19 protein-coding genes are annotated in these 19,203 nt (G+C 68.3%); 10 read left to right on the forward strand and 9 right to left on the reverse strand.

Going from position 1 to position 19,203, the window contains the following annotated elements; all coding sequences use genetic code 11:
• The first annotated feature begins 138 nt into the window (after positions 1-138).
• The gene (locus ACYQ5L_RS28700; protein WP_459961352.1) at positions 139-1,371 is read left to right on the forward strand and encodes an MFS transporter; all 1,233 of its coding nucleotides are present in this window, start codon (positions 139-141) and stop codon (positions 1,369-1,371) included.
• Positions 1,372-1,473: 102 nt separating this feature from the next.
• Here the strand turns inward: ACYQ5L_RS28700 and ACYQ5L_RS28705 are convergent, their stop codons facing one another.
• The 7 genes from ACYQ5L_RS28705 to ACYQ5L_RS28735 all read right to left on the reverse strand — a co-directional run bounded on the left by ACYQ5L_RS28705 (position 1,474) and on the right by ACYQ5L_RS28735 (position 8,280).
• The gene (locus ACYQ5L_RS28705; protein WP_459961353.1) at positions 1,474-2,214 is read right to left on the reverse strand and encodes a 16S rRNA (uracil(1498)-N(3))-methyltransferase; all 741 of its coding nucleotides are present in this window, start codon (positions 2,212-2,214) and stop codon (positions 1,474-1,476) included.
• A gap of 4 nt (positions 2,215-2,218) precedes the next feature.
• A complete protein-coding gene (gene dnaJ, locus ACYQ5L_RS28710; RefSeq protein WP_459961354.1) occupies positions 2,219-3,370 on the reverse strand; it encodes a molecular chaperone DnaJ in 1,152 nt (383 codons plus the stop codon).
• 38 nt (positions 3,371-3,408) lie between these two features.
• Positions 3,409-4,449, reverse strand: a complete 1,041-nt coding sequence (gene hrcA / locus ACYQ5L_RS28715) for a heat-inducible transcriptional repressor HrcA (RefSeq protein ID WP_459961355.1) — start codon at positions 4,447-4,449, stop codon at positions 3,409-3,411.
• A gap of 168 nt (positions 4,450-4,617) precedes the next feature.
• Complete coding sequence (locus tag ACYQ5L_RS28720; protein WP_459961356.1) at positions 4,618-5,184, reverse strand: thioredoxin family protein; 567 nt, start codon at positions 5,182-5,184, stop codon at positions 4,618-4,620.
• Between the two features lie 4 nt (positions 5,185-5,188).
• Positions 5,189-6,334 carry an epoxide hydrolase family protein gene (locus tag ACYQ5L_RS28725; RefSeq protein WP_459961357.1) on the reverse strand — a complete coding sequence of 382 codons (1,146 nt, stop codon included), beginning with the start codon at positions 6,332-6,334 and terminating at the stop codon, positions 5,189-5,191.
• A gap of 100 nt (positions 6,335-6,434) precedes the next feature.
• Positions 6,435-7,217, reverse strand: coding sequence for an alpha/beta fold hydrolase (locus ACYQ5L_RS28730; RefSeq protein WP_459961358.1), 783 nt, complete (start codon positions 7,215-7,217; stop codon positions 6,435-6,437).
• A 100-nt stretch (positions 7,218-7,317) separates the two neighbouring features.
• Positions 7,318-8,280, reverse strand: a complete 963-nt coding sequence (locus ACYQ5L_RS28735; protein ID WP_459961359.1) for an SDR family NAD(P)-dependent oxidoreductase — start codon at positions 8,278-8,280, stop codon at positions 7,318-7,320.
• Positions 8,281-8,422: 142 nt separating this feature from the next.
• Here ACYQ5L_RS28735 and ACYQ5L_RS28740 point away from each other — a divergent pair, with 142 nt between their 5' ends.
• Positions 8,423-9,586, forward strand: a complete 1,164-nt coding sequence (locus ACYQ5L_RS28740; RefSeq protein WP_459961360.1) for a sensor histidine kinase — start codon at positions 8,423-8,425, stop codon at positions 9,584-9,586.
• Between the two features lie 53 nt (positions 9,587-9,639).
• Entirely contained in the window at positions 9,640-10,239 is a 600-nt protein-coding gene (locus tag ACYQ5L_RS28745) for a response regulator (protein ID WP_459963572.1), read from the forward strand.
• Positions 10,240-10,577: 338 nt separating this feature from the next.
• Here the strand turns inward: ACYQ5L_RS28745 and hemW are convergent, their stop codons facing one another.
• Positions 10,578-11,798, reverse strand: coding sequence for a radical SAM family heme chaperone HemW (hemW, locus tag ACYQ5L_RS28750; RefSeq protein WP_459961361.1), 1,221 nt, complete (start codon positions 11,796-11,798; stop codon positions 10,578-10,580).
• A gap of 129 nt (positions 11,799-11,927) precedes the next feature.
• Positions 11,928-12,335: an SgcJ/EcaC family oxidoreductase gene (locus ACYQ5L_RS28755; RefSeq protein WP_459961362.1), complete on the reverse strand. Its 408-nt coding sequence runs from the start codon at positions 12,333-12,335 to the stop codon at positions 11,928-11,930.
• Positions 12,336-12,508: 173 nt separating this feature from the next.
• On the opposite strand from ACYQ5L_RS28755, the gene ACYQ5L_RS28760 reads away from it, so the two are divergent.
• The 7 genes from ACYQ5L_RS28760 to ACYQ5L_RS28790 all read left to right on the forward strand — a co-directional run bounded on the left by ACYQ5L_RS28760 (position 12,509) and on the right by ACYQ5L_RS28790 (position 19,151).
• On the forward strand, positions 12,509-12,601 hold the full coding sequence (locus ACYQ5L_RS28760) for an Ms4527A family Cys-rich leader peptide (protein WP_354835468.1): 93 nt from the start codon (positions 12,509-12,511) through the stop codon (positions 12,599-12,601).
• Positions 12,602-12,720: 119 nt separating this feature from the next.
• A complete protein-coding gene (locus ACYQ5L_RS28765; protein WP_459961363.1) occupies positions 12,721-14,517 on the forward strand; it encodes a nitrite/sulfite reductase in 1,797 nt (598 codons plus the stop codon).
• Positions 14,518-14,532: 15 nt separating this feature from the next.
• Positions 14,533-15,243, forward strand: coding sequence for a phosphoadenylyl-sulfate reductase (locus ACYQ5L_RS28770; RefSeq protein WP_459961364.1), 711 nt, complete (start codon positions 14,533-14,535; stop codon positions 15,241-15,243).
• Positions 15,222-16,148, forward strand: a complete 927-nt coding sequence (gene cysD / locus ACYQ5L_RS28775) for a sulfate adenylyltransferase subunit CysD (RefSeq protein WP_459961365.1) — start codon at positions 15,222-15,224, stop codon at positions 16,146-16,148. Before ACYQ5L_RS28770 ends, cysD begins: the two co-directional genes overlap by 22 nt.
• Entirely contained in the window at positions 16,148-17,446 is a 1,299-nt protein-coding gene (locus ACYQ5L_RS28780) for a sulfate adenylyltransferase subunit 1 (protein ID WP_459961366.1), read from the forward strand. The genes cysD and ACYQ5L_RS28780 overlap by 1 nt, the downstream gene beginning before the upstream one ends.
• Before the next feature lies 1 nt (position 17,447).
• On the forward strand, positions 17,448-18,305 hold the full coding sequence (locus ACYQ5L_RS28785) for a sirohydrochlorin chelatase (protein ID WP_459961367.1): 858 nt from the start codon (positions 17,448-17,450) through the stop codon (positions 18,303-18,305).
• 198 nt (positions 18,306-18,503) lie between these two features.
• Entirely contained in the window at positions 18,504-19,151 is a 648-nt protein-coding gene (locus ACYQ5L_RS28790; RefSeq protein WP_459961368.1) for an HAD family hydrolase, read from the forward strand.
• Positions 19,152-19,203 lie beyond the last annotated feature (52 nt).

Here is a 19,203-nt window from a genome sequence, read left to right on the forward strand (position 1 = left end):
AGCCGATCGGACTTCGGTGCGACTCGTCACGTCCAACACTGCGGGCTTCGTGAACTACCTCTACTAATGCCATAAGTGCATGAACATCGAGATTATTATGCATTTCCTTTCGATGCACTGGTTATCCATGCTCAGAAAATGACCTCCACCGCCGCCGATGCGCCCGTCACCGCAGTCCCGCACGACCGCCGGATCACGCTCGCACTCTTCGCGGCGGGCCTCACCACCTTCGCCTCGATGTACAGCGCCCAGGCCCTGCTCCCGAGCCTGTCCGCCGCCTTCGGCGCGACCCCGGCACACGCCGCCCTGGCGGTCTCCCTGACCACCGGCCTGCTGGCCGTCGCGATCATCCCGGTGAGTATGCTGTCCGACCGCTTCGGCCGCACCCGTGTGATGCAGGTGTCCGCGGTGACAACCGCCGTCATCGGCCTCCTGCTGCCCTTCGCGCCGTCGCTGGAAACCCTGCTCACCGGCCGCGCCGTGCAGGGCATCGCCGTGGCCGGGGTGCCCGCGGTGGCGATGACCTACCTGGCCGAAGAGATCGGCGCGTCCGGCCTGGGCGCGGCCATGGGCGTCTACGTGGCCGGGACGAGCGTGGGAGGGCTTGCGGGACGGCTGATTCCGGCGGTCACCCTGGAAGCGGCCTCCTGGCGATGGGCCGCCGCGGCGGTGGCGGTGGCAGCGGCGGTGTGCACGCTGTGGTTCCTGAAGGCGCTACCGGAATCACGCGGTTTCAGCCCGCGCCCGCTCGGAATCCGCACGCTGGCCACGGATCTGGCGGGCCATCTGCGCCACCGCACCCTGCTGCCGCTGTTCGGATTGGCCTTCGTGCTGGCCGGCGGATTCACCGCGGTCTACAACTTCCTCGGCTACCGGCTCACCAGCTCCCCCTTCGAATTATCCGAGGCCACAGCGGGTTCGGTCTTCGTGATGTACCTCGCGGGCACCACCGCGGCAGCCTGCGCGGGACGGCTGTCCGACCGCCTCGGCCGCGCCGGAGTGTTGATCGCGGCAATCGGAACCATGGGCATCGGCCTGGCGCTCACCGTTCCCGATCGCCTGCCGCTACTCCTGCTCGGCGTATTGCTCTGCACCGCAGGCTTCTTCGCCGCACACGCGGTGGCCAGCGGCTGGGTCGGCGCAGCCGCCACCGGCAACCGCGCCGCCGCCTCCTCCCTCTACGTCTTCGCCTACTACGCGGGCAATTCGGTGATCGGCGGCGGCGCGGGCCTGGCCTTCGGCAGCCACGGCTGGCCCGGAGTGGCGATCTACGTCGCGGTCCTCGTCTGCCTCGCGGCAGGGCTGGCGGCCTGGCTGCGCATCACCACCCGTATCCGGACAGCCGCCGTCGTGGCAGCAGATCGCGGCTGAGGGCTCACGTCGCGGAATTCGTTCTCGCCCGCGCCTCTGCCCGGCCGCCAGCGCGGCACCCGAACAGCCCTGACGGGAAAGCTTGCCGCCCCACTGCGGTCTTCACCAGCGCGGTGTCAGCGCGCCGAGTGCGCCCAGCGCGACGGCGGCGGCCGTCGAGGTGCGGAGCACCGTGGGGCCGAGGAGGACGATGTCCGCGCCCGCTTCGGACAGTGCGCGCAGTTCGGAGTCGTCGAGGCCGCCTTCGGGGCCGACGATGAGGACGACTTCGGGGACACCTGCGAAAGGCAGGTCCGTGAAGCGGGATTCGCCGGATTCGTGGAGGGCTGCCACTATCGCGCCGTTGGCCTTGGCGGTGCGCACCAACTCGATCAGGTCCCGGGTGGCGTGCAGGTCTGCCACATCCGGGATGTAGGGGCGGCGGGATTGGCGGGCGGCCTGTTTGGCGGCGGCGCGCCATTTCTCGACGGCCTTGTGTGCCTTGGCTTCCCAGTTGGCGACACAGCGGGCGGCCTGCCAGGGGACGATGGCGTCCGCGCCTGCTTCCGTCATCAGTTCGACGGCCAGTTCGGAGCGGTCGTTCTTCGGGAGCGCCTGCACCACCGTCACCTGCGGGGTCACCGGCTCGGCGAGGCGGCGGTTCAGGACCTTCAGCTCGAGGCGGTCCTTCTGGGCCGCAACCACTTCCGATTCGGCGACCACACCGTGCCCGTCGGAGAGGGTGATGGGCTCCCCCGCCCGGATGCGGCGGACGGTGGCGGCGTGGCGGCCTTCGGGGCCGTCCAGGACCGCCGTCGCACCCGGGGCGGGGATCTCGTCGAGGTAGAAGACGGTGGCGGCCACCGGGTCAGCGTCCGCTGAAGGAGGCGCGCAGGCGGGCGAACAGCCCGCTGTTGTGCTCGGACTGCGTGGAGAGCACCTCGGTGCGCTCGCTGGCGCGCAGGCCCTTGTACTTGCGCAGCAGTTCGGTCTGCTTGGCGTCCAGCTTGGTGGGCACCACGATGTCCAGGTGGGCGATGAGGTCGCCGCGGGTCTGGGCGCGCAGTTTGGGCATGCCGTGGCCGCGCAGCACCGACGCCTCGCCGGGCTGGGTGCCAGCGGGGATGGTCAGTTCCACCGGGCCGTCGAGGATGGTGTCGATGACCACGGTGGTGCCGAGGGCGGCGTCCACCATGGGCACGCGAATGGTGCAGTGCAGATCGTCGCCGTCGCGCACGAAGGTGTCGTGCGGCTGCTCCACGATCTCGACGTAGAGGTCGCCGGCGGGACCGCCGCCGGGGCCGACCTCGCCCTGCGCGGCCAGGCGCACGCGCATGCCGGCGGCCACACCGGCGGGGATCGGCGCGGCGATCTCCCGGCGCGAGCGCACGCGGCCGTCGCCGCCGCACTTGCGGCAGGGATCGGGAATGGTCTCGCCCGCGCCGCGGCAGGTGGGGCACGGCCGCGAGGTCATGACCTGGCCCAGGAAGGAGCGCTGCACGCTCTGCACTTCACCGGCGCCGCCGCAGGTTTCGCAGCGCACCGGCTTGGAATTGCCATTGGTGCCCGCGCCCTGGCACAGATCGCACAGGATGGCGGTGTCGACGGTCAGATGCTTGGTGACACCGACCGCGCACTCCTGCAGCGACAGCCGGGTGCGCAGCAGCGAATCCGCACCGGGCTGCACGCGCCCGCGCGGCTTGCGCGGACCCGAGCCGCTCATGCCGCCGAAGAACGCCTCGAAGACATCGCCGAGGCCGCCGAAGCCCGCGCCGGAGAAGCCGCCGCCCATGCCGCCGCCGTTCTCGAGCGGATCCCCGCCCAGATCGACGATGCGGCGCTTCTCGGCGTCGGTCAACACCTCGTAGGCGGTCGACACCTCCCGGAACCGTTCCTGCGCCTCCGGATCCGGGTTGACGTCGGGATGCAGTTCACGCGCCAGCTTGCGGTAGGCGCGCTTGATCTCCTGGTCGGTCGCGTTGCGTGCGACGCCGAGCAGTGCGTAATAGTCCCGTGCCACTTGAGCTCTCTAGTCCTGTTTCGTCTCTGTCAGCGTGCTCACCTTTCGGAGAGCACCTCACCGATATACCGTGCGACAGCCGCGACCGATGCGATGGTCCCCGGATAGTCCATGCGGGTCGGGCCCAAAACCCCCATACCGCCTAGAACGGTACCGGGCATCCCGTATCCGGTGGACACCACGGCCGTGCCACGCATCTGCTCGACTTTGGTTTCCTCGCCGATCTGCACGGTAACCGTACCCGGATGCTGGGCGGCTGCCAGCAGCTTCAGCACGATGACCTGCTCTTCGAGCGCCTCCAGCACCGAGCGCAGCGAGCCGGGGAAGCCATTGCCCGCGAAATCGGAGGCATTGCGGGTGAGATTGGCGGTGCCACCCAGCACAAGCCGCTCTTCGGGATGCTCGACGAGGGTCTCCACCAGCACCGTCGACACCCGCACGAGCACATCGCGCAATCGGGCCGGCGCATGCTCGGGCAGTTCGGCGACCGCGGCGGAGGCGATGGCGAGACGTTTGCCCTCCATCGCCTTGCCGAGCATTCCGCGCAGTGCGGCCAGATCGTCCTCGCCGACCACATTGCCCAGATCGACCAGGCGCTGGTCGACGCGGCCGGTGTCGGTGATCACCACGAGCAGCAACCGCGCCGGATTGAGCGCCACCACCTCGATGTGCCGGACGGTGGAGGCCGACACCGTCGGGTACTGCACCATGGCGACCTGGCGGGTCAGCTGCGCCAGCAGCCGCACCCCGCGGCGCAGTACGTCGTCGAGGTCGACCCCGCTTTCCAGGAATTCCATAATGGCCCGCCGCTCGGCATTCGACAGCGGCTTGACCTCGGAGATGTGGTCGACGAACTGCCGGTAGCCCTTATCGGTCGGAATGCGCCCGGAGCTGGTGTGCGGCTGGGTGATGTACCCCTCGGCCTCCAGCACGGCCATATCGTTGCGGACCGTGGCGCTGGAGACGCCCAGATTGTGCCGTTCCACCAGGGTCTTGGACCCGATCGGCTCCTTGGTCGAGATGTAGTCCGCCACGATCGCACGCAGGACCTCGAGCCGTCGCTGCTCGGTACTCGACATGGGCCCCACCTCCTCGCTCGCCTTCGGGACGCGTGTCACCGCCTCGACGGTCTGGCAGTGATCACACGGATTCCCGGATATCCGAGTCCAGTTTAGTTGCCGATGGTCAAATTGCCTGCGCGCCGGTCGTCACCTGAACGACGCCGGCTCGTCACCTTCGGATCTTCGTCACTTCGGCTCGTTGCCGGGCTTCCATTTGATGCCGCAGCCGATGCTGGGGATGTGCGGTTCGGGGACCGGCTTTCCGGCGAGCACGAGATCGACGGCGGTGCGCAGGGTGGAGCCGTCGGAGGGCACCAGATTGCCGGGCCGGGCGGGATCGAATTGGCCGCGGTAGGCCAGCCGGCGGTCGGCGTCGTAGAGGAACAGGTCGGGCGTGCAGGCCGCGCGGAATTTGCGGGCGACCTCCTGGGTCTCGTCGATCAGGTAGGGGAACACGAATCCGGCGCGCAGCACCTGCTCGCGCAGGCGCTCGGCGTTGTCGTCGGGATAGCGCTCGGTGTCGTTGCTGCAGATGGCGATGGTGGCCAGGCCGCGTGGACGCAGTTCGGCCGTGATCTCGCCGAGCGCGATCTCGATGCGGCGGACGTAGGGACAGTGATTGGACAGGAAGATGACCAGCAGGGCCGGGTCGGTGTCGAAGCTGCCGAGCCAGACCTTCTCACCGTCCACGGCGGGCAGGGTGAAGTCGGGAGCGGGGGTGCCGATCGGGGTCATGAACGATTCGAGCGCCATTGTTTCATTGTGCGCCGGTCAGTTCGGTGAAGAAGGCGCGAATGTCGGCGACCAGCAGATCCGGGGTCTGCATGGCGGCGAAGTGGCCGCCGGTGTCGAATTCGGTCCAGCGGGCAATGGTATTGAGCTGTTCGGCGAAGCGGCGGATGGCCGGATCGGTCGCGAAATTGGCCACCGCGGTCGGGACGGTGGAGCGGGTGGGCTGGCGCTGGGCGTGCAGGGTCTCGTAGTACAGCTGGGCCGAGGAGCTGCCGGTATTGGTGAACCAGTACACCGAGACGGTGGCGAGCAGATGGTCGCGATCGACACGATCCGCCAGCGCGCCTTCGGTGCCGGTCCAGGAGTGGAATTTCTCCACGATCCAGGCCAGCTGCCCCGCCGGTGAATCGGCGAGGGCGAAGCCGAGGGTGTGCGGACGGGTGCCCTGGATCTGGAAATGCCCGCCGTCGGACAGCAGTCTGCCCACCAGCGCGAGCTTCGCCCGCTCACGATCGCTCAGGGTGGCGGCGACCTCATCGGTCATCCCGCCGAACGGTATGAACCCGAACCCGGCGGCATTGACGTGCACGCCGATCACCCGATCGGCGTCGAGGCGGCCGATATTCGGCCCGATGAAGGAGCCGAAGTCCCCGCCCTGCACGCCGTAGCGCGGATACCCCAGGCGGCGCATGAGTTCGGTGTACGCGCCCGCGATCCGGTAACTGTCCCAACCGGTATCCGCGGCCGGACCCGAGAAGCCGAAGTTCGGATGCGACGGAATGATCAGGTGGAATGCCGGGCCGCCGTCCTCGGGATCGGTGAGCGGTTCGATGACATCGAGGTACTCCAGCACCGAGCTCGGCCACCCGTGCAGCATGATCAGCGGCGTCGCATCGGATCGATGGGATCTGATGTGCAGGAAATGAATTCGCGCCCCATCGATCACGGTCGTGTACTGGGGATAGGCATTGATCCGCTGCTCCCAAGCGTGCCAGTCGAATCGCTTGGCCCAGTGCCCCGCCAGCTCCCGGAGATAGTCCACCGGCACCCCGCGATCCCAGCCCACCCCCGGAATCTGTGCGGGCCACCGTGTTTCACTCAACCGCTGCCGCAGATCCCGCCACTGCGCAGGCGAGATCTCGACCCGGAAGGGAACTATGTCGTCGAACATGACGATTTCCTCGCGTACGGGGCATGGAGCTCTGTCGGCAGCAGCGTAGACCCGGCGGCGATCCGACGCGTCCGAAACCGTGCGCGCCCGGATGCGGCGGCTACCCGCGCGCCGCCGCCGCCACGACCGCCGCGACCTCCGCGGGCCGGGTGACGAGGCCGGTGTGCGAGGCGTCGATCTCGCTGGTGTGCGCGCCCATCCGGTTGGCCAGGAAACGCTGCAGCGCGGGCGGGACGACGCGGTCGGCGGCCGAGACCAGGTACCAGTTGGGCGCCGACGTCCACGCCGGCGGGCCGGAGGGCTCGAAATTCGCGGTCGCCGCGAGCGGTTGCTGGTGCGCGATCAGGGTCGCGACGGTCGCGGCGTCGGCGTCCTGCGCGAAGACCGCGCCGAAGCTGCCGGGATCGACGACGGTGTCGACGCCCAGCCCGTCCTCGGCGAGGCTCGGCCGCAATGCCAGCGGCAGCCAGGAACCCGGGAAGCGGATCGGATCCACAGCGATCAGGCCGGTTTCGCCCGCGACGGGCGCGAGTGCCGCCACATAGACCCGGGATTCGACCTTGGGATCGTGGATCTGGGTGATCACCGCACCGCCGTAGGAGTGACCGGCCAGCACCACGGGCCCGGAGATGCCGTCGAGGACACGCTGCACGGCGGCCGCGTCACGGGCCGGGCCGCGCAGTGGATTGTCCACCGCCACAACCCGATAGCCGTCCGCCCGCAGCCTGTCCGCGACGCCGTCCCAGATCCCGGGGTCCGAGAAGGCGCCGTGCACCAGCACGATCGTCGGCGTGGACGCCGCGGTCGCCGGCGCCATCGGGGCGAGCGTGAGCAGCGAAGCCACGAAGGCGGAACGCAGAATTCGGGCCTCGAACGGTTTCATACAACTCCCCCACGACGGTGATTCTGCGGCAAGACGCTAGGGGGCAACGGGCGGAAATGTAGGTATTTCAGACGGTTTCCGCTGTGATGACCGTCATAGATCAGGCATGGGCGGTCTTGCCACCGTCGATGACCAATTGTGCGCCGGTGAGGTACGAGTGCTCGGACGAGGCGAGGGTGAGGGCGAAGGCGGCGATCTCGGCGGGCGTCGCGAGGCGGGCGAGACCTGGGATGTTCAGGCGGGCCCATTGGCGCATGAAGACCTGGTAGGCGTCGTCGGGAACGGCCTCCATTCCCGCTGCGCGGCGGACCAACTCGGTATCGGTGGTGCCCGGCACCAGGGCGTTCACCCGAATATTGTCTCCGGCGTAGTCGAGGGCCGCCGACTGGACCAGGCCCACCAGGCCGCGTTTGGCGGCCGTGTAGGCGGCGCGGCCGCCGTCGGTGGCGAGGGCATTGCTGGAGGAGGTGACGACAATGGTGCCGCCGCCCCCGCGAATCATGTGCGGCACCTGGTATTTCATGGCGAGGAAGGTGCCGCGCAGATTGGTCTCGACGACCCGGTCGAATTCGTCGGCGCTGTATTCGTGCAGCTTCTTCTGAATCGTGATGCCCGCATTGTTGAATGCCACATGCAGGCCGCCGTACTTCGCGACAGCCGTATCGACGAAGTCCCGGACTTCGGCTTCCACCAGCACATCCGCACGCAGATAGGTGGCCTCGCCGCCCGCCTCGCGAATCGCCCGTTCCACGGCCTGCCCGCGTTCGACGCGGCGGCCGCAGAACGCCACCTTCGCGCCTTCGGCGGCGAAGAGTCCGGCTGCCGCCGCACCGATGCCGGAGGTGGCCCCGGTAATGAGAACAACCTTGTTCTCGAAGCGCCGCAGGCCATTCGGTGCCGGGGACGGCGGATTGGAGTCGGCGCCCAACGCGACTCCGGCGGCGAGCCCGGCCGCACCCGCAACTACTCCGGACGCGGCCATAGCGCCCAGCATTTTCCGACGGCTGGGTTTCGCCGCCTTCTCATCGGAGTCGGCTGCGGTGGTGATCGTGTCGTCGCTCATGGCTTCCACTGTCGAGCGCGGCAGCGTCCGGCAGATCCACCCGGCGGCCCGGATTCCGGCCGGTGGGATGACCCGCCTCCTCCCTGGGTAGGAGATGCGCTCCGCGCGAAAAAGGCATGATGGCGACGTGGATTCAACCGGTATGACCCGAGGTGTCGACTGGCTGCTCGACGCGCGGTCACTCCCGGCGCGCATGGTCGTCCTGACCGTGCTCGCGGTCGGTTGCCAGCTGCTGCTCGTGGATTCACCCAGCGCCGTCGACTGGGCGATCGCGCTCGTCTCGATCGCGGCGACCGCAGGAGGAGTCCGCTGGCCGCTGGTCACCGCTCTGGCCACCACTGGTCTGCTGCTGATCGGTTTCGAATTCGGAGACGCCGGACCGCTCGTCGCCAAGGTCGCCGCCGGTATCGCGCTCACCGAGCTCGCGGCCCGGCGCGGCGGCGCGCAACCGCTGGTCGGCGCGGCCGCGCTCGGCGGTGCGTACCTGTTCCATTCGACCGGGGGCGCGGCCGCGACCGGCTATCGAGCGATCGTGATGGCAGGACTACCGCTCGTGCTGGGCTGGCTGCTGCGCACCGCGCGAGAGGCCCTGCACACGGCACGCCGGGAAGCCGCCGAGATCACCCAGCGCCGCCACGCGGAGGTGGCCGCCGCGCGGGCCTGGGAACGCACCGCCATCGCCCGGGAACTGCACGACCTGATCGCCCACCACGTGTCCTCCACCGTGCTGCGCGTCGGCGTCGCCCAGCTCGCCCTGCCCGATGCGCCGCAGGAGGTCCGCGAGGTGCTCGACGATGTGCACACCAGCGGTGTCCAGACCCTCGCCGATCTCCGCAAGCTGGTGATCATCCTGCGCGATCCCCAAGCCACCGGCGAATCCTTCATTGCCCCAACCGATCTGCCAGAGGCCCTGCACGCGGCCGTGGAACGCGCCCGCGCCCTCGGCTTGCGCGTCGAAACCGATATCGATGGCGAGATCACCGCGGTCGACGCCATGACCGCCCTCACGCTGCTCCGGCTCACCCAGGAAGGACTGGCGAATATCGCCAAGCACGCCGGACTGGACGCCAACGCGCGGCTGGGAATCACGGCCGGAACCGACGGCGTGAGCTTCGAACTCCGCGATCGCGGCGGCAATCCCGAGGCCGGCTCGCACGGATCCAAGCGCGCCGGATCGACGGGGCTCGGGCTGATCGGCCTCAGGGAACGAGTCGCACTGCTCGGCGGGACGCTGACCGCCGCCGCCCAGGACGTCGGCTGGCAATTGGCCGCGCATCTCCCCATCGAGGCACGGGAGTCGTTGTGACAGTGCGGATCCTGATCGTCGACGACCAGCAGCTGGTCCGTGCGGGCCTGCGCATGCTCTGCCAGACGGCCGCCGACCTGGAGGTCGTGGCCGAAGCCGCCACCGGCAGCGACGCCGTCCGCCTCGCCGCAGACCTGCGCCCCGACGTCGTCCTCATGGACCTCCGCATGCCCGGCATGGACGGAATCCGCGCCACGGCAACCATTCTCGCCGCCCATCCCGCAACCAAGGTGCTAGCCCTCACCACCTTCGACGACGACGATCACCTCTACCCCGCCCTAGCAGCCGGCGCCTTCGGCTTCCTCGTCAAAGACACCGCCCCCACCAAACTCATCGACGCCATCCGCCGCGCCGCCACCGGCGAACGCTCCTTCTCCGACGACGTCCTGCACCGCGTAGTCGGTTCAGCCGTCGCCGCCCGCACCGGCAATCCCCCCGACCCCACCACCCCCGCAACAGAATTGGGCCTAACCGACCGCGAGTCCGAAGTCCTCGCGCTGGTCGCCGACGGCTTGTCCAACGCGGAAATCGCCCAGCGCCTGCACATCGGCCTCACCACGGTGAAAACCCACGTAACGAACCTCATGGCCAAGACCGGAGCATCAAACCGAGTCCGCCTAGCCGTCATCGGATTACACGCAACCAACACATAACCCGCCACCCACCAGCACTGCATCCACAACACCCAACCCCCAAGATGCTGATGGCCCAAACAGCCCAGCCGGTGTGCCTGTGCGTTTGTCCGCCGAAGGCGAACTGTCAATGAACGGCAGGGATGACAGTTGGTGCATCAACTGTGTGGGTTCGGGGCCGTCTCGATTTTGGACTGAGTGGAGCGTGCGTCGGAGCGGGGGAGCGAAGCGGAGGAGCTCCGGCGTGCGCGGAGGGAGGGAAAAATCGAGACTGTCAGGCCCCGAACCCCGCCGGAGCGAAGCGGAGGCAAATCAAACACAGCCACGAGCGGTCCCGGGTGGATTGCCCCTCCCTGCTGTCAGGCGAGCAATGCGCGAACCACACCGTCCGCAAGCAACCGCCCGCGATCGGTCAAAATCAGCCGCTCACCGCACAGTTCGGCAAGCCCGTCCGCGATCACGCCCCCGGCCGCGATACGACCCGAGGCATCCAGCTCCCCGAGCGGCAGCCCCGTGCGCAGGCGCACGGTGAGCATGACCCGTTCGGTGTACCGCTCCTCGTCGGTGAGCGCCTCCCATCCGGCGGCCGGCAGCCCGCCGAGCGCCACCCGATCCGCGTAACGCGCAGGGTGTTTCACGTTCCACCACCGCATGCCACCGACATGGCTGTGCGCACCCGGCCCCGCCCCGAGCCAGTCGCCACCGTCCCAATAGCCGAGGTTGTGGCGGCAGCGGGCGTCGTCGTTCGCGGCCCAGTTGGAGACCTCGTACCAGCGCAGCCCCGCCGCCTCGAGGCGACTGTCGATGCGTTCGTAGCGAGCGGCGAGAACATCATCATCCGGGGCGGGCAGTTCGCCCCGGCGCACGCGGCGCGCCAGGGCGGTGCCGTCCTCGACGATCAGGGAGTAGGCGGACACATGGTCGACGCCCGCGCTCAGCACCGCATCCAGGCTGGCGTCGAGGTCCGCATCGGTCTCACCCGGCGTGCCGTAGATGAGGTCGAGATTCACATGCTCGAATCCAGCGGCGCGAGCCTCCTTGGCGGCAGCCACGGCCCGGCCCGGGGTATGAGTACGGTCAAGAATCTTCAGCACATGCTGCGCCGCCGACTGCATGCCCAGGGAAACCCGCGTGAACCCGCCTTCCAGCAGCCGCTCGAAGAACTCCGGCGAGGTGGATTCCGGATTGGATTCCGTCGTCACCTCCGCCCCCGGGGCCAGCGTGAAGTTCTCACGAATCGCGGTCATGACATCGGCCAGCCCGTCCCCGCCCAGCAACGAGGGCGTTCCCCCACCCACGAACACCGTCTCAACGGCAGGCACCGCACTCGGCAGCGCCGCGAACTGCTCTGCCGCCGTGGCCAATTCACCGCGCAGCGCCTCGAACCACGACTGCGGCGAGGCAGAGGTCCCCAGCTCCCCCGCGGTGTAGGTGTTGAAATCGCAGTACCCGCATCGAGTCGCACAGAACGGCACGTGAACGTAGATCCCGAACGGCCCACCCCCGAAATCGCGCAGCACCAGCCCGGGCTCATCGCCCGCCGGAGCGGTCACGCTGGTCGAGGTCGCGGTCGTCGTCACCCATCCAGTGTGACCGGTAGCCCACGTCACACCGCAGCCGCACCGTGCGCCCGCCCCGGCGAAGGAGTCACCACCACGGTGCTCGAGGACACCGAATGACCGGTCGCGCCGGGCGACCGGTCGCGCTCGTCAGTGGTCGACGACCGGGGTGTTCTGGCAGAAGGTGAGCAGCCAACGGCCGTCCTCCTTGGTCATGCCGTAGAGCGGGGAGCCTTCGGCCTGCAGTTCATCGTCGTGGTTGAAGTACTGCTGGCGGACCTTCACCGCGGCCACATCGGGGCGGATGAACCGCACGAAGAACGGCGTGTAGGTGGCGTAGCCGTCCTTGGTCGCGCCGACGATGACCTTGCGGGTGAACTCCGAGATCTCGTCGCGGCCATTGAGGAATTTGCCGCCGCCGGTGGTCCAGATCGCCTCCGGGTGGAACAGGGCGAGGAAGGCGTCGGCGTCCTCGGCGCGCTGCGCCTTCTCGACGGCCGCCACCACGGCATGAACGGCTTCGATCTCGGCGGCGGTGTCGATGTCTGCTGTTGTCATGACACCGATCTTTCAACCTGAAGGGCAGTCGAGGTCAACCCTTGCCGGTTTCGGGCGTTGATCTATGAGACGTGTCACAAATCAGGTCGGCTGTCCAGGCGATTTCCCGGTAAAGTGCGGAAAATATTGTCCGGCGGTCGGAGAAACCCCGCTGACATGGCACAATAACCCTCATGACCGGACTTGGAGTACGCCTCGTGGCACGCCGCCACGTCGACTTCAAGCGTGTCTGCAGCGCGAGCTGTCTGCCGGGAAGCCTCCGGTAGAACGGCTCCCATTCTCTCCGGGACGGCGTCGGTCGCGACGCCGCTAATGCCGGTTCGCTGATATCGGAGGCGTGAGCCAGCCCCTCCCGCCTGCCCGCAAGACCTTCAGGAGCAACCCGATGACGTCGAGTACCGACGCCGGTCCTTCCAGTTCCGAGAATGCCCGCCCCGAACGGCCGCAGCGGCCCGCCGGTGAGCGTCGCGTGCGGCCGGACCGTCCTCGTTCGGACGCGCCCGTCGCGCCGCGTGAGCGCACCGGCAAGCCGGTGCGGCGCAAGTCCGAGGGGCAGTGGGCGCTCGGCTACCGGGAACCGCTGAACGCCAATGAGCAGTCCAAGAAGGACGACAACCCGCTCAATGTGCGCGCCCGCATCGAGAACATCTACTCGAAGCAGGGTTTCGACTCGATCGACAAGAGCGATCTGCGCGGCCGCATGCGCTGGTGGGGTCTGTACACCCAGCGTGAAGAGGGCTACGACGGCACCTGGACCGGCGACGAGAACATCGACATTCTCGAGGCCCGCTACTTCATGATGCGGGTCCGCTGCGATGCGGGCGCGCTGAATGTGCGGCAGCTGCGCACCCTCGGCGAGATCTCCACCGAATTCGCCCGCGACACCGCGGATCTGTCCGACCGCGAGAACGTCCAGTACCACTGGATCGAGATCGAGAACGTGCCGGAGATCTGGCGGCGGCTCGAAGAGGTCGGCCTGCAGACCACCGAGGCCTGCGGCGACTGCCCGCGCGTGGTGCTCGGCTCCCCGCTGGCCGGCGAGTCCTTCGGCGAGGTCCTGGATCCGACGCCGGCGATCGAGGAGATCGTCAAGCGCTATATCGGCGACAAGAAGTACTCCAACCTGCCGCGCAAGTTCAAGACCGCCATCTCCGGTCAGCAGGACGTGGTGCACGAGATCAACGACGTCGCCTTCATCGGCGTCGAGCATCCCGAGCACGGTCCCGGCCTGGATGTGTGGGTCGGCGGCGGCCTGTCCACCAATCCGATGCTCGCCCAGCGCCTCGGCGCCTGGGTGCCCCTCGATGAGGTGCCGGATGTGTGGGAGGCGATCGTCTCGCTGTACCGCGATTACGGCTACCGGCGGCTGCGCACCAAGGCGCGCATCAAGTTCCTGGTCAAGGACTGGGGCATCGAGAAGTTCCGCGAGGTGCTCGAGACCGAGTACCTGAAGCGCAAGCTCATCGACGGTCCCGCGCCGGAGAAGCCGGAGCGGCCCATCGATCACATCGGCGTGCAGAAGCTGCGCAATGGCTTGAACGCCATCGGCTTCTCCCCCATTGCCGGACGCGTCTCGGGCACCATCCTGACCAAGGTCGCCGATATCGTGGCGAGCATCGGCTCGGATCGGGTGCGGTTCACCCCGTACCAGAAGCTGATCGTGCTCGACGTGCCCGACGACAAGGTCGAATGGCTCATCGAGGAGCTGAAACCGCTGGGGCTGCACGGGCGTCCGTCGCACTGGCGGCGGAACCTGCTGGCGTGCAGCGGCATCGAGTTCTGCAAGCTGTCGTTCACCGAGACCCGCAAGCGGTCGCAGGTGCTGGCGCCCGAGCTGGAGACCCGGCTGGCCGATATCAATGCCGATCTGGATGTGCCGATCACGGTGAACATCAACGGCTGCCCCAATTCCTGCGGCCGGTCCCAGATCGCCGATATCGGGTTCAAGGGCCAGCTGGTCGACGACGGCAATGGGAATCAAGTCGAGGGCTTCCAGGTTCACCTCGGTGGCAGCCTCGGGCTCGACAGCGGTTTCGGCCGCAAGCTGCGCCAGCACAAGGTGACCAGCGATGAGCTCGGCGATTACATCGAGCGCGTGGTGCGCAACTTCGTCAAGAACCGGGATGAGGGTGAGCGTTTCGCGCAGTGGGCTGTCCGTGCCGAAGAGGCCGATCTGCGGTAGTTGGAGGAAACAGCAATGACCACAACCAAACTCGCCGAAGCCGACCTGCGCGCCCTCGCGGAGAAGGGCGCGGCCGAGCTCGGGCCGGACGCCACCGCCCAGGAACTGCTGCGGTGGACCGAGGAGACCTTCGGATCCAACTACATCGTCGCGTCGAACATGCAGGACGCCGTGCTGGTCCAGCTGGCCGCGCAGGTGCGTCCGGGCGTGGACGTGCTGTTCCTCGACACCGGCTACCACTTCGCCGAGACCATCGGCACCCGTGACGCGGTGGAGCTGGTGTACGGCGTGAACATCGTCAACGTGCAGCCGGAACACACTGTGGCCGAACAGGATCAGCTGCTCGGCAAGGATCTGTTCGCCCGCGACGCCGGGGAGTGCTGCCGCCTGCGCAAGGTGGTGCCGCTGAAGAAGTCCCTGGCCGGTTACAACGCCTGGGTCACCGGCATCCGCCGTGTGGAGGCCCCCACCCGCGCCAACGCGCCCCTGATTTCCTTCGACGAGGCCTTCGGGCTGGTGAAGATCAATCCGATCGCCGCCTGGTCCGATGACGAGATGGCCGAATACATCGAGGCCAATGGCATTCTCGTCAATCCCCTTGTCGAGGAGGGATATCCGTCCATCGGTTGCGCTCCGTGCACACGGAAGCCGGAACCGGGATCCGATCCGCGAAGCGGCCGCTGGGCCGGCCTCGCCAAGACCGAATGCGGGTTGCACGCGTCATGACTTCTCTCGAAACCGACTTCGACACTCTCGCCGCGCTCGAGAGTGAATCGATCCACATCTTCCGCGAGGTCGCGGGCGAGTTCGAGCGACCGGTGATCCTGTTCTCCGGCGGCAAGGACTCCACCGTGCTGCTGCACCTGGCGATCAAGGCCTTCTGGCCCGCGCCGCTGCCGTTCGCGCTGCTGCACGTGGACACCGGGCACAACCTGCCCGAGGTCCTCGAGTTCCGCGACCACGTGGTCGAGAAGTACGGGCTGCGGCTGCATGTCGCCTCCGTCGAGGACTACCTCGCCGACGGGCGGCTGACCGAGCGCCCGGACGGTATCCGCAATCCGCTGCAGACCGTGCCGCTGCTGGACGCCATCAATGAGAACCGCTTCGACGCGGTCTTCGGCGGCGGCCGCCGCGACGAGGAGCGTTCGCGCGCCAAGGAACGCATCTTCTCGCTGCGCGACGCCTTCGGGCGCTGGGATCCCAAGCGGCAGCGGCCGGAGCTGTGGAACCTGTACAACGGCAAGCACGCTCCGGGTGAGCATGTGCGCGTATTCCCCATCTCCAACTGGACCGAGCTGGATATCTGGCGCTACATCGCCCGCGAGAACGTCGAGCTGGCCAGTATCTACTACGCGCACGAGCGCCCGGTGTACCTGCGCGACGGCATGTGGATGACGCCCGGCTCCTGGGGCGGCCCGCGCGAGGACGAGGAGCTGCTGATCAAGTCGGTGCGCTACCGCACCGTCGGCGACGGATCCACCACCGGCGCAATCATTTCCGATGCGGCCGACAACGAGGCGATCCTCGCCGAGGTGGCGGCCTCCCGGCTCACCGAACGCGGCGCCACCCGCGGAGACGACCGCGTCTCCGAGGCCGCCATGGAAGATCGCAAGCGAGAGGGTTACTTCTGATGTCCGACCTACTCAGACTGGCCACCGCCGGCAGCGTCGACGACGGCAAGTCCACCCTGGTCGGACGCCTGCTGTACGACACCAAATCCGTGCTAGCCGACCAGATCGACGCGGTCACCCGCGCCTCGGTCGACAAGGGCCTGTCCACGCCGGACCTGTCGCTGCTGGTGGACGGTCTGCGCGCCGAGCGCGAGCAGGGCATCACCATCGATGTGGCCTACCGCTACTTCGCCACGCCCAAGCGGTCTTTCGTGCTCGCCGACACCCCGGGGCACGTGCAGTACACCCGCAATACGGTGTCCGGCGCGTCCACCGCGCAGCTGGTGATCCTGCTCGTCGACGCTCGCAAGGGCGTCATCGAGCAGACCCGCCGCCATGCCGCCGTCATGGCGCTGCTGGGCGTGCCGAAGCTGGTGCTGGCCGTGAACAAGATCGACCTGGTCGATGATCCGGCCGGTGTCTTCGACAAGATCCGCGCCGAGTTCACCGAGCTGACAACAAAACTCGGCTGGGCGCCGGAGGATGTCGTGGAGATCCCGGTCTCGGCGCTGCACGGCGACAATGTGGCCTCCCGCTCGGAGAACACCCCGTACTACGACGGCCCCTCGCTCATCGAGCATCTGGAATCGGTCCCGGTCGATGCCGACAGCGCCCGCCACCAGGTCGGCCTGCGCTTCCCCGTGCAGTACGTGATCCGCCCCCGCACACCGGAATACCCGGACTACCGCGGCTACGCCGGTCAGGTCTCCGCGGGCACCGTCACCAAGGGCGACGAGGTCGTGGTGCTGCCCTCGGGCACCCGCACCACCATCGAGCGCATCGACACCGCGGACGGCGAACTGGCCTCGGCTCAGCCCGGCCGCAGCGTCACCCTCATCCTCGCCGACGACGTCGACGCCTCCCGCGGCGATGTGATCGTCGCCGCCGGTGACGCCCCCGAACCCATCGACACCTTCGACGCCACCGTCTGCTGGCTCGGCGACAAGCCCCTGCGCCCCGGCGCCCGCCTGCTCCTCAAGCACGGCACCCGCACCACCCAGGCCATTGTCGGCGCCTTGATCGAGCGCTTCGACGAACAGCACCTGGCCGCCGACCCCTCCCCGGAGTCGCTGTCCCTCAACGACATCGGCCGTATCTCGGTGCGCGTGGCCGACCCCATCGTGGCCGACGACTACAGCGTCAACCGCCACACCGGCAGCTTCCTGCTGATCGATCCGGCCGGCGGCAACACCCTCGCCGCGGGCCTGGTCGGCGACGCCCTCACCGCCGTCGAAGTCGGCCCGGAAATCGGAGTCTGAGATGTACCCGCCCGGCACCGGCGCACTCTCGGCCGTCCTGCCGGGCGGGCCGACCCTCCCGCCCCGCGAATCCGCCACGGCCGCACCGGCATTGATCGCGGTAGCCCACGGTAGCCGCGACCCCCGCTCCGCGGCCACCATGCACGCGGTCGTCGAACAGATCGCCGCCGCCCGCCCAACCGTGGACGTCCGCCTGGCCTTCCTCGACCTGAGCACCCCCTCCGTCGAACAGGTCGCAGACGCCGTCGCCGCTGCGGGCCACACCCACGCGATCGTGACTCCCCTCCTGCTGGGCAGCGCCTTCCACGCCCGAGTGGACCTCCCCGGCCTGCTGGCAGCCGCAGCGAACCGCAACCCCCGCCTCCACCTGACCCAGGCCGGCGTTCTGGGCCCCGATCCGCGCCTGGTCGGTGTACTGCGGGAACGGGTGCTGGCGACCCTCGCGGCCGATACGACCCTCGATACGGCACCCGAACGCGACACTCCCGCAATCGGTTCGGCGGCCGACCGGGTGGGCATCGCCGTGGCGGCCGTCGGTTCCTCGTCTCCGGCGGCCAATGCCCGCACCGCCGAGGTGGCGCGCCAACTGGCCGCACTCACCGGCTGGGATACCGAAATCTGCTTCGCCACAACAGAGCCGACAGTGCTGGAGGCGCTCGACCGGCTACGAGCCCGCGGCGCCGACCAACTCCTCGTCGCCCCCTGGTTCCTGGCCCCGGGCCTGCTGACCGACCGCCTCGTCGCCGCGGCCCCGGATCTCCTGCACGCCGATGTACTCGGTCCACACCGAGCGCTCACCGACATCGTCTGGGATCGCTACGAGTCGGCGCGCACCAACGCCCTCGCCCTATCAGCCTGACGCCCTCCCACCGGGAATATGTGAAACATCGCCGACCGGGAACTGGTGGCGGCGACACGCCGAAGAAGCCCGCCACCAGTTCCCGGTCGATGCTGTTTCAGACGAGCGGTGGCTCGGTTCGGTCGGCACGGGTTCGAGCGAGCCGAGAGCCGGTTGTCATCGCGGTGGCGCGTGCGGGCGGGCGGATACGCTGGGCGGATGATCAAGGCCGTAGTGTTCGATGTGGGTGAGACGTTGATCGATGAGACTCGGATTTGGAGTCGGTGGGCGGATCGGTTGGGGGTGCCGCGGTTCGCCTTGTTGGGGGTGATCGGGGGGATGGCGGCTACGGGGCGGCCGTTGGTGGAGGCGTTCGAGCTGGTGCGGCCCGGGATTGATGTGTGGGCGGAGGAGGCCGCTTGGGCGGCGGAGGAGCCGGAGGGGTTGCGGAACAACTTCGATGAAGAGGATTTGTATCCGGATGTGCGGCCGGCGTTGGCGGAGTTGCGGCGGCGGGGGGTGGCGGTGATCATCGCGGGGAATCAGCCGCCGCAGGCTAAGGCGGCGCTGGAGCGGATGGGGCTGCCGGTGGATGCGATCTATACGTCTGCGGAGTGGGGGTTGGAGAAGCCGGATCCGAAGTTCTTCACCAAGGTCGCGGAGGTGGCGGGGGTGGCTTCGGTGGAGATCGCCTATGTGGGGGATCGGGTCGATAATGATGTGCTGCCGGCACGGGAGGCGGGGATGCTGCCGGTGCTGATTCGGCGGGGGCCTTGGGGGTATTTGAGTTCGGAGTTGCCGGGGGCTTTGTACGCGAACGTGGTGGACGACCTGCACGCCTTGCCAGATCTGCTCGCGTCGGCCTGAGATTGGCGCCCGCTCGATCGGCGGGCGTCACAGCCCCTTTGCATGACACGTC

This window comes from Nocardia sp. IFM 10818 (assembly GCF_054655275.1).